This is a genomic window from Pseudoalteromonas prydzensis, from assembly GCF_011050055.1.
GTDB lineage: Bacteria > Pseudomonadota > Gammaproteobacteria > Enterobacterales > Alteromonadaceae > Pseudoalteromonas > Pseudoalteromonas prydzensis_A.
Map to the genome: position 1 here is coordinate 1 of NZ_DRGM01000041.1, position 8,179 is coordinate 8,179.

Here is an 8,179-nt window from a genome sequence, read left to right on the forward strand (position 1 = left end):
CAGCGGACGCGCGACAAACAGTACTATCGCTAAAAAGATAAATACATCAGCATCCAGCATCATTAAATCAGCGAGCTCTAAGCGCGCGGCAAGTAGGATAAACAGAGTAGAAATTAAGATCATAGAAAGATCTTCTTTAAACTCTAAAACAGAATCAATTTCTAAATCATCTTGGTTTGCTAGCCAAATACCGAACACCGTTACCGCTAATAGACCTGATTCATGGCTTAAATGATTTGAAACTGTAAAGCTAATCAGTACCAGCGCTAAGATGCCGAATTTATGTAATTCAAATGGCAGCCATTCACGACGGATCAATAACGTAGTTAACCAGCCAGCAACCACGCCAATCGACAAGCCCACGCCTAGAGTTTTAAATAATGCAATAATCGTGTGTAAAAACACTTCACCTTGGCCGACCAGCATGACCGCTTCGAACACTAACACCGCGAACAAAGCACCAATTGGGTCAATAACAATGCCTTCCCAACGCAAGATACGGTCTATATCTTGAGTCGGTCGCATTGCATTCAATAGTGGGGCTATTACAGTCGGTCCAGTCACCACTAACACAGCCCCAAGTACTGCGGCAACACGCCAGTTCAGCTCTAAAATCCAATATGCACTCAGACTTATCACTATACAGGTGGCAATCATACCTATTGAGCATAGGTTTCGGACCACCTTGCCAATCCCCTTAAGTTCACGAAAGTGCAGCGTTAATGAACCTTCAAATAAGATCACCGCAACACTGAGTGAGACCACTGGAAACAGTAGATCACCAAGCAATGCATCTGGGTCTAAGATACCAGTAGCAGGACCTAGTAGTAGGCCTGTAAGTAATAAAAATAAAATAGCTGGGACACGAAAACCCCAGGCTATCCATTGGGCGAGAACCGAGCATAGCGCGATCCCTGCGATATAAATAGCTGACATAAATGAAGTATTCCTTATTTATTACTGCGATTAGGATATAGCTAATGAAACCAATAATACAGGGGTATACACGTGTGTGTTATTTTTTCCTAATAAAATTTTAGCTGTTTATGAACTTATTTGTGGAAGAAATGATAATTAACTGCTTTTGAAATAATCACAATGCATGAATGTTAGTTTAACCTTATGAAAAGTAATAGTTTTAAAATTGTTTAGTTGCAATTATAAGCCGATTGGCTGAAATGTAGCCTTGATCTCTAGGCCAATATTAGCGTATTATAGTTAGTGTTCAAACAATTAGTCATCTAATTAGTTATTTTTTAGGTCTAAGCGAATACATATAGTTATTTTTAAGTTGTTGGTTATTTCAATGACTTAGATTGAGGTTACTATATCTATATGCTTAAAAATTAATTTTTAATTGTTTTGAACACAATTTGTATACTTTTACTCATTTTTAGTAGTTAGTTAATTTGAACATAAATTACCTTGTGGTGATTTATATAGTTTGAGTTGAACTGTTACTTACTCAATATTTGACGCCCATCGTGGTGAGCAAATCTCGGTCCTTGAGTCATCACCCTATCTGTTGGTGTATCAGACTCTAGAGGCTCTATGTATGTTGTTAATAAAAAAGCCTCACACAGCTTTTTACAGCGATGCATAAACAACACTTTTTATTTACTTTATAACTGTTCAGTCTTAATGATTGAGCTAAAGTTATGCTATACCTACTGCTTAGTTAACATACTGAGTGAATGTATTTGGCTGAGTGTTGAAAAGTACTGATTTAAAATGAGTGAAAGGAAAGTACAGATTGTTAACTCGTAACCTAGTTTAATGCTAGGTGATTGTTTTCATACTTATCCAACTAGGATAAGACACAGTTAAAATGGAAAGTTGAACATTTATGCAAAAGTTAAATTGGCGACGTATCGTATTAAAAGTAGGTAGCGCATTGATTGCACCTGATCAAGATGGCTGTCGCTCACGCTATTTATTAACCATCGCTCAGTTTATTGTTCGTTGTCGTAGCCAAGGAATTGAAGTAATTTTAGTTTCGTCAGGCTCAGTTGCTGCTGGCGCGCATTTATTTCCAAAGACCCAAGAGCGCACTGTGGCGATGAAAAAAGCCATGGCAGCGGCAGGACAAACCGAAATGATGGCCATGTGGGATCGCTTTTTTGATTTTCCATCGGCGCAGATTTTATTAACTCATGGTGACTTACGTGACCGTGAGCGTTATCAAAGTATTCGAGAAACCGTGTTTACCTTACTTGACCATGGTGTACTGCCTATCATGAATGAAAATGATACGGTGACCACCGATGATTTAAAAGTGGGTGATAACGATAATTTATCAGCGATGGTGGCTGCGGCCGCAGATGCTGATGCATTAATGATTTTTTCAGACGTAGATGGGCTTTATGATAAGAACCCTAACCTACATGATGATGCCGTGTTACTGCCTGAAATTAAATCAATTGATGATTCAATCTATGCTATGGCAGGATGTGCTACCAGTGCAGTTGGCACCGGTGGTATGAAAACGAAAATAGAAGCGGCAGAAAAAGCCACTTCACATGGTATTACTACTTATATCATTAATGGTTTTAAAGAGCAGACGTTTACAAAGCTGCTCGATGGTGAAAACCCAGGCACTATTTTCTTACCGTATGAAAAGCCAATGCAAGAAGCCATACATTGGATGACTCATACTGCAAGTGAGCAAGGTGAAGTGGTTGTAGCGGGTTCATACGATGAATCTTTAGAAGGTGAAACTGGCTGTATCCGTGGCGATGAAATTGTTGCCGTGCATGGTGAGTTTGCAATTGGCGATACCATTTTGGTACGTAGTAGCGACGGCACTCGATTAGCCAAAGCAACTGCAAATTACAGCAGTTGTTTATTGAATTTTATAGCTGATAACGAACAAAGCGAATTTAGCGACAAGATGCAAGATTCGATCGGTCCCGTTATTTCAGAGAAAGATATCGCATTATTGGAGAAGTCATGAGCTTAATTACAGATATTTCACGTCAGGCAGCAAAAGCTGCGCACCAGTTAGCCTTACTCGATACCGAGACTAAAAATCAGGTGCTACTGGATATGGCTGCAGCATTGCGCCAGCAAAAAGCATTTATTATTAAAGAAAATGAAAGTGATTTAGCCGCAGCCCGCGATAATAATTTAGCAGCGTCAATGATAGACCGTTTAACGCTAAATGATGAACGCATAGAAGCGATGGCCGAAGGCATTGAAGTGATTGTAAGCCTTGACGATCCAGTGGGTCAATTACGTGATATCACCGAGCGTCCTAACGGTATTAAAATTCGTAAAATGCGCGTACCACTGGGTGTGGTCTGTATGATTTATGAAGCACGGCCAAATGTAACCGCTGACGCCGGAGCGTTATGCTTCAAATCAGGTAATGGGGTTATTTTGCGTGGTGGTAAAGAGGCGCTGAAAAGCTCGCAAGCCATTGCCAGCGTAATGCATCAAGTATTAGAGCAGCATAATTTACCTGCAGCGTTAATCTCAGTTATTCCAGATCCAGACCGCGGATTATTAATGGAATTGATGCAGCAACGTGACAGCATTGATTTAATCATTCCACGTGGTGGCGAAGGTTTAATTAATTTTGTAACGGATAACAGCACCATTCCAGTGATCCAACACTTTAAAGGTGTGTGTCACTTATATGTGGATAAAGGCGCTGATTTAGAAGTGGCGATTAACTTACTACTGAATGGTAAAACTCAGCGCACTGGTGTATGTAATGCCTTAGAAGGTTTAGTAGTACACCAAGATATTGCCGATGAGTTTTTAAACTTGTGTGCCGTTGTATTGCGCCAAGAAGGGGTAAAAATTAACGCCGATAGCCAAGCCGCACAATATTTTGATGACGCAACCGTACTTACACCAGAACAATTTGGTGAAGAGTACCTTGATTTAGAAATTGCCATTCGCGTAGTGCCTGATTTTGCTGGTGCCATTGATCATATTGCACAATTTGGTTCAAATCATACCGAAGTTATTTGCACTAAAAATCAAGCCGCGGCTGAATTGTTCCAACGCAGTGTTGATGCCTCGGTAGTGATGGTTAATGCCTCGTCACGCTTCTCAGATGGCTCGCAGTTAGGCTTAGGTGCTGAGATTGGTATCGCAACGTCAAAACTACACGCTTACGGGCCAATGGGCTTAGAGTCGCTAACGACAGAAAAATACTTAGTGAACGGTGAAGGCCAAATACGCGAATAATTAGTAGTCGAATAACCTAATTAAAATGCCGAGTTTATACTCGGCATTTTTGATCGTAAATATAATATGTTAGCGCTTTATTTAGCGCGCTAGAATGATTAAATATTTAAGTCGATTGGTATAATGCAGCGCACAACTTATAGCTAAAAATAACGAGCATAAAATTAACAGTTTTTTGATTAAAATAAGGAAGATTTAAAAATGGAATTTGGCATGAGAGCCATAGAGATAAAAAAGCAGAGTAGGAAAGTGGTGGAGCTAAGCAGGATCGAACTGCTGACCTCCTGCGTGCAAGGCAGGCGCTCTCCCAGCTGAGCTATAGCCCCACATTCCTAAAGTTACGAATGTCGTAACCCACTTGAGATTCCCTTTCAAGCGGGACGAACTTTAATGAGATTTATAAATTTGGTCAAGCATTTTTTATATATTTTGCGAATTTTCACGCAAGTAAGCTATTTTTGATAGACTAGCAGTCACTGGATAGTAAAAAGACCTTAAAAAATGAAAAAATACGCATGGATCCTGCTCGTTTTGCTTTGCGGGTGCGCAAGTCAAACTGATGAGCCGCCTTTTGAAATTAATAATAAGCAGTTACATACTAAGTTAGATGACCAAGGTAATAAAATTTTTGCCTATGTGGTGTCGGTTAAAGCTAATAGTCGAAAAAGTTTAAACTTAGATCGACCACTCACGCGCAGTGAATTTAAAAACTTTGCTGAACAAGAGTATTTTGAAGAATCAAACAGCTTAAAGTTAGAGTTGGAAGATCAAGCCGTAGAGTTATTGCAACAAGAGCTAAAAACGATGCAATACTGTAACGACAAGTACGAGATAAACGATGTTGTGTGGCGAGATTTAAGCGTGAAACTAAGGGGGCGTTGCTTATAAATGTTGGCGGATAAAACAACGTTAGCAGCGCTATTGCTACATTTAGAGATTCGCTATGATGTGATTGAACATCCGGCGTTGCATGGCAGTCTTACTGCTGATGAGTTAATGATAGAGCGTCCTGGTACGCGGCTGAAAAATTTATTTCTGCGTGATAACGAAGGAAAAAAGCATTTTTTAGTGATCACAGCCCATGACAAACAATTAGATTTAAAAGCATTGGCAAAATACCAAGGGTTATCACGATTAGGGTTTGCCTCTGATGAGCGCTTAGCGCGCTTTTTAAAAGTCGCTCCTGGCTGTGTCTCGATGTTGGCGCTGATGAATGACAAGCAAAACCATGTCACGTTATGGTTAGACCAAGATATATGGTTTGGTGATTTATTCCATTGTCACCCGTTTGAAAACACCCAAACTTGGTTGCTGCAAAAAGCGGATTTAGAGCGCTTTTTTATAGCAACAGGGCATCAGCCTAAGGTGGTTTTTTTGCCCGCTAAATAGCCCGCAGTAACCAAAATTAAGCCACATAAACACACCAATAACAATGAGGCCATAAATGCGACATGGCCATATTGTTGATAAACCAAGCCTGGTATAAATGAACCTAGCGCGCCGCCACTGTAATAAAACGACACATAAGCGCCATTGGTAACGCTGGCTGGGGCGATACTGATTTTATTAACCAGCGGTGCCGCTGTTGAATGAATGATAAACATCGCAGCACAAAAGCCAGTGAACGCCAGCAAAAATACCACCAATTGTGAACTCATCAAAAATACCAGCGTTATACTATAAAAAATAAATATTGCAGATAATAAATGCCACGGTGAAATACTCTTTTTTAATAACCAAGGAGTGGCAATAGAGGCGAGGGCGCCAATCAAGTAACCGCTATAAACTAAGCCTATATCGCGAGTATTAGTAATTAAAAAAGTGTCTTGTAAAATGAATGGCAAATAATTTAATAGTGCAGCAAAGCAAAAAAACATACAAAACACCGCGCCATATAATTTTAATACTGCAGCATTCGCGAGCTGTTTTAAATAATTTAATGGTGAAAGAGTGTTGCTAACAATGGCTATTTGATTACGTGGAATACTCAATGCAAAGCCAATTAAACCAGCGGCAATAACAAAATAGAAGCTTTGCCAAGTCCAAAAGTCTGCAAATACAGCCGCTAACACTCGGCCAAAGTAACCACCAGCAATTGTACTGCCAATATAGAAGGTCATATTTTTTTGTAACTGATCAGTTTGATAAGTACTGCCGATGTAAGTGGTCATCGCGGTCAGTGCGGCAGGTAAGGTTAAACCTTGTAAAAATCGTAATAGCAGTAATAACTCAAAACTAGGCGCATAAGCAAAAGCGATACAAGTAAGGGCAAGTAATAACATTGCATAGCGAAGAATAGTGAGAGGATTGCGTTTAGCAAGCAATAAACCATATACCAAAGGCGCAACGGCTAATGGGATCATGGTCGCAGTCATCAAACTACCAGCGGTTGCAGGACTAACTGAAAATTGCTCGGCAAATAAGCTTAATAATGGCTGCGGTGCATAGAGCACAAAAAAGATAAACAGCGAGCAAATTAATAAATGACCGAAACGCATTTTATTGGCCCTACTACAAAAACCACAGCTTAACCTGATTGATATTAAATTCAACCTCAATGCGTTCTTTAAGTGGTTACTTTTATTCTAGAAATATACATTTATTGCGCTAAATCAGGTTTTTAATCACAACACTTTGCTAGATTAATGACCACAGCACTATGATTTGTTTTAATTGGTGATTATAACCAAACCACCTCAAGATGCAGAATTCAGCGTTTCACAGGGGCTTAATATCAAGGCGTTACTTTGCAAGAATGGCAGTCCCTTTTAAGAAGTAACAACGCTGAGAGTAAGTGCCTGTGAAACGCCCAACGGGTTGGTTTAAAAGCGATTTATACTGCGTTATTGATTTTAGCAATAGACCCACTATTACTTGCAATCAATGCCTTGCCTAAATCGCTTTTAATTCCAACTGAAACTCGCATCTTGAGGTGGTTTGGGTATAAAATAAAGCTAATATCAGTTTTTAATGGAACAAAGCCATGGGTTCATTACAAGACCAATTGCTACAAGCAGGACTAACCACCTCACATAAAGCTAAAGTTGCTAAAAGTGAAAAACGTAAGCAACAAAAGAAGCCAAAGAAAGGGGCAACGAGTAACCCCAGTGATCTGCAAAAGCATATTCAGCAAACAAAGCTAGAGCAGCAGAAAAAAGCAGAAGAGTTAAACCAGACTCGTCAAGCTGAGCTAAAACAACGTGAGCAAGTTGCCCGCGTGAAGCAGATATTAGAACATCATAATCAAGATTCCATTCGTGGTGAGCGTACTTTTAATTTTACTTATGAAAATAAAGTAAAAGAGCTCGACGTAAACGAAAAAACGCAAAAAGCATTATCAGGTGGCAGGCTCGCTATTTGTGTTTTAGAAGGGCAGTTTTTTGTACTTGAAGATGAACCTGCGCGTAAAGTGGCAGAAGTTGATGAAAAGTATATCGTGTTTCATGTTGAGCCTGAAGATAAAGGCAAAGATGAAGACGACCCATATGCCGATTTTGAAGTGCCAGATGATTTAGTTTGGTAGTCAATAGCGAAACCACCTCAAGTTACTGAAGCTCACATCTTGAGGTAGTTTGGTTATATGAGGTGATCTGCTCGGTGTATAAATAACGTACATTAGTAATGTGCAAAGATCCGTTATTATGGTCTACAATTAAAGCAATAATTTTTATAAACCGTTAAAAAAGAAGAGAGAATGCAATGAGCAAGATAACAAAATTACTCTTAGGGGCAAGTCTCACTATGGCTGCGAGTGTGTCATTTAATAGCCTAGCTGCCGATGGTGCTGCGCTTTACACTGCAAAAATGTGCCAGACTTGTCATGGTCCTGAAGGTAAAGCACCGATCATGGCACTGTACCCGAAACTAAATGGTCAGAATAAAGACTACTTAGTAGCACAAATGAAAGACATTAAATCGGGCGCGCGCAGCAATGGCATGAGCGCAGCTATGAAAGCAATGGTTGCCAATGTATCTGAAGAAG

The 8,179-nt window shown here is 39.8% G+C and carries 8 protein-coding genes and 1 tRNA gene; 6 read left to right on the forward strand and 3 right to left on the reverse strand.

Annotated features, from left to right (window positions below; all coding sequences use genetic code 11):
• A partial coding sequence (locus tag ENH88_RS03615) for a cation:proton antiporter (protein ID WP_304179609.1) occupies window positions 1-936 on the reverse strand: 936 nt, incomplete at its 3' end.
• A 910-nt stretch (window positions 937-1,846) separates the two neighbouring features.
• On the opposite strand from ENH88_RS03615, the gene proB reads away from it, so the two are divergent.
• Window positions 1,847-2,953, forward strand: a complete 1,107-nt coding sequence (gene proB, locus ENH88_RS03620; protein ID WP_304179611.1) for a glutamate 5-kinase — start codon at window positions 1,847-1,849, stop codon at window positions 2,951-2,953.
• Entirely contained in the window at window positions 2,950-4,197 is a 1,248-nt protein-coding gene (locus ENH88_RS03625; protein ID WP_304179613.1) for a glutamate-5-semialdehyde dehydrogenase, read from the forward strand. The genes proB and ENH88_RS03625 overlap by 4 nt, the downstream gene beginning before the upstream one ends.
• A 250-nt stretch (window positions 4,198-4,447) precedes the next feature.
• Here ENH88_RS03625 and ENH88_RS03630 read toward each other — a convergent pair.
• Window positions 4,448-4,523: transfer RNA gene (locus ENH88_RS03630), tRNA-Ala, on the reverse strand.
• 175 nt (window positions 4,524-4,698) lie between these two features.
• Between ENH88_RS03630 and ENH88_RS03635 the strand changes: the two genes are divergently transcribed.
• Both ENH88_RS03635 and ENH88_RS03640 read left to right on the forward strand, forming a co-directional pair.
• Window positions 4,699-5,085, forward strand: a complete 387-nt coding sequence (locus tag ENH88_RS03635; protein WP_304179615.1) for a hypothetical protein — start codon at window positions 4,699-4,701, stop codon at window positions 5,083-5,085.
• Window positions 5,086-5,586: a prolyl-tRNA synthetase associated domain-containing protein gene (locus ENH88_RS03640; protein WP_304179617.1), complete on the forward strand. Its 501-nt coding sequence runs from the start codon at window positions 5,086-5,088 to the stop codon at window positions 5,584-5,586. It abuts the gene before it with no gap.
• Here ENH88_RS03640 and ENH88_RS03645 read toward each other — a convergent pair.
• On the reverse strand, window positions 5,553-6,695 hold the full coding sequence (locus ENH88_RS03645; protein ID WP_304179620.1) for an MFS transporter: 1,143 nt from the start codon (window positions 6,693-6,695) through the stop codon (window positions 5,553-5,555). The two genes, ENH88_RS03640 and ENH88_RS03645, sit on opposite strands and share 34 nt — an antisense overlap.
• A gap of 485 nt (window positions 6,696-7,180) precedes the next feature.
• Between ENH88_RS03645 and ENH88_RS03650 the strand changes: the two genes are divergently transcribed.
• Both ENH88_RS03650 and ENH88_RS03655 read left to right on the forward strand, forming a co-directional pair.
• Window positions 7,181-7,720, forward strand: a complete 540-nt coding sequence (locus ENH88_RS03650; protein WP_304179622.1) for a DUF2058 domain-containing protein — start codon at window positions 7,181-7,183, stop codon at window positions 7,718-7,720.
• A gap of 176 nt (window positions 7,721-7,896) precedes the next feature.
• On the forward strand, window positions 7,897-8,179 hold a 283-nt coding region (locus tag ENH88_RS03655; RefSeq protein ID WP_304179624.1), incomplete at its 3' end, for a c-type cytochrome.

Bases quoted from the DNA above. Each gene is read 5' to 3' on its own strand.
- ENH88_RS03645 (WP_304179620.1), bottom strand. From the start codon at position 6,695: ATGCGTTTCGGTCATTTATTAATTTGCTCGCTGTTTATCTTTTTTGTG.
- ENH88_RS03650 (WP_304179622.1), top strand. From the start codon at position 7,181: ATGGGTTCATTACAAGACCAATTGCTACAAGCAGGACTAACCACCTCA.
- ENH88_RS03635 (WP_304179615.1), top strand. From the start codon at position 4,699: ATGAAAAAATACGCATGGATCCTGCTCGTTTTGCTTTGCGGGTGCGCA.
- ENH88_RS03640 (WP_304179617.1), top strand. From the start codon at position 5,086: ATGTTGGCGGATAAAACAACGTTAGCAGCGCTATTGCTACATTTAGAG.
- proB (WP_304179611.1), top strand. From the start codon at position 1,847: ATGCAAAAGTTAAATTGGCGACGTATCGTATTAAAAGTAGGTAGCGCA.
- ENH88_RS03625 (WP_304179613.1), top strand. From the start codon at position 2,950: ATGAGCTTAATTACAGATATTTCACGTCAGGCAGCAAAAGCTGCGCAC.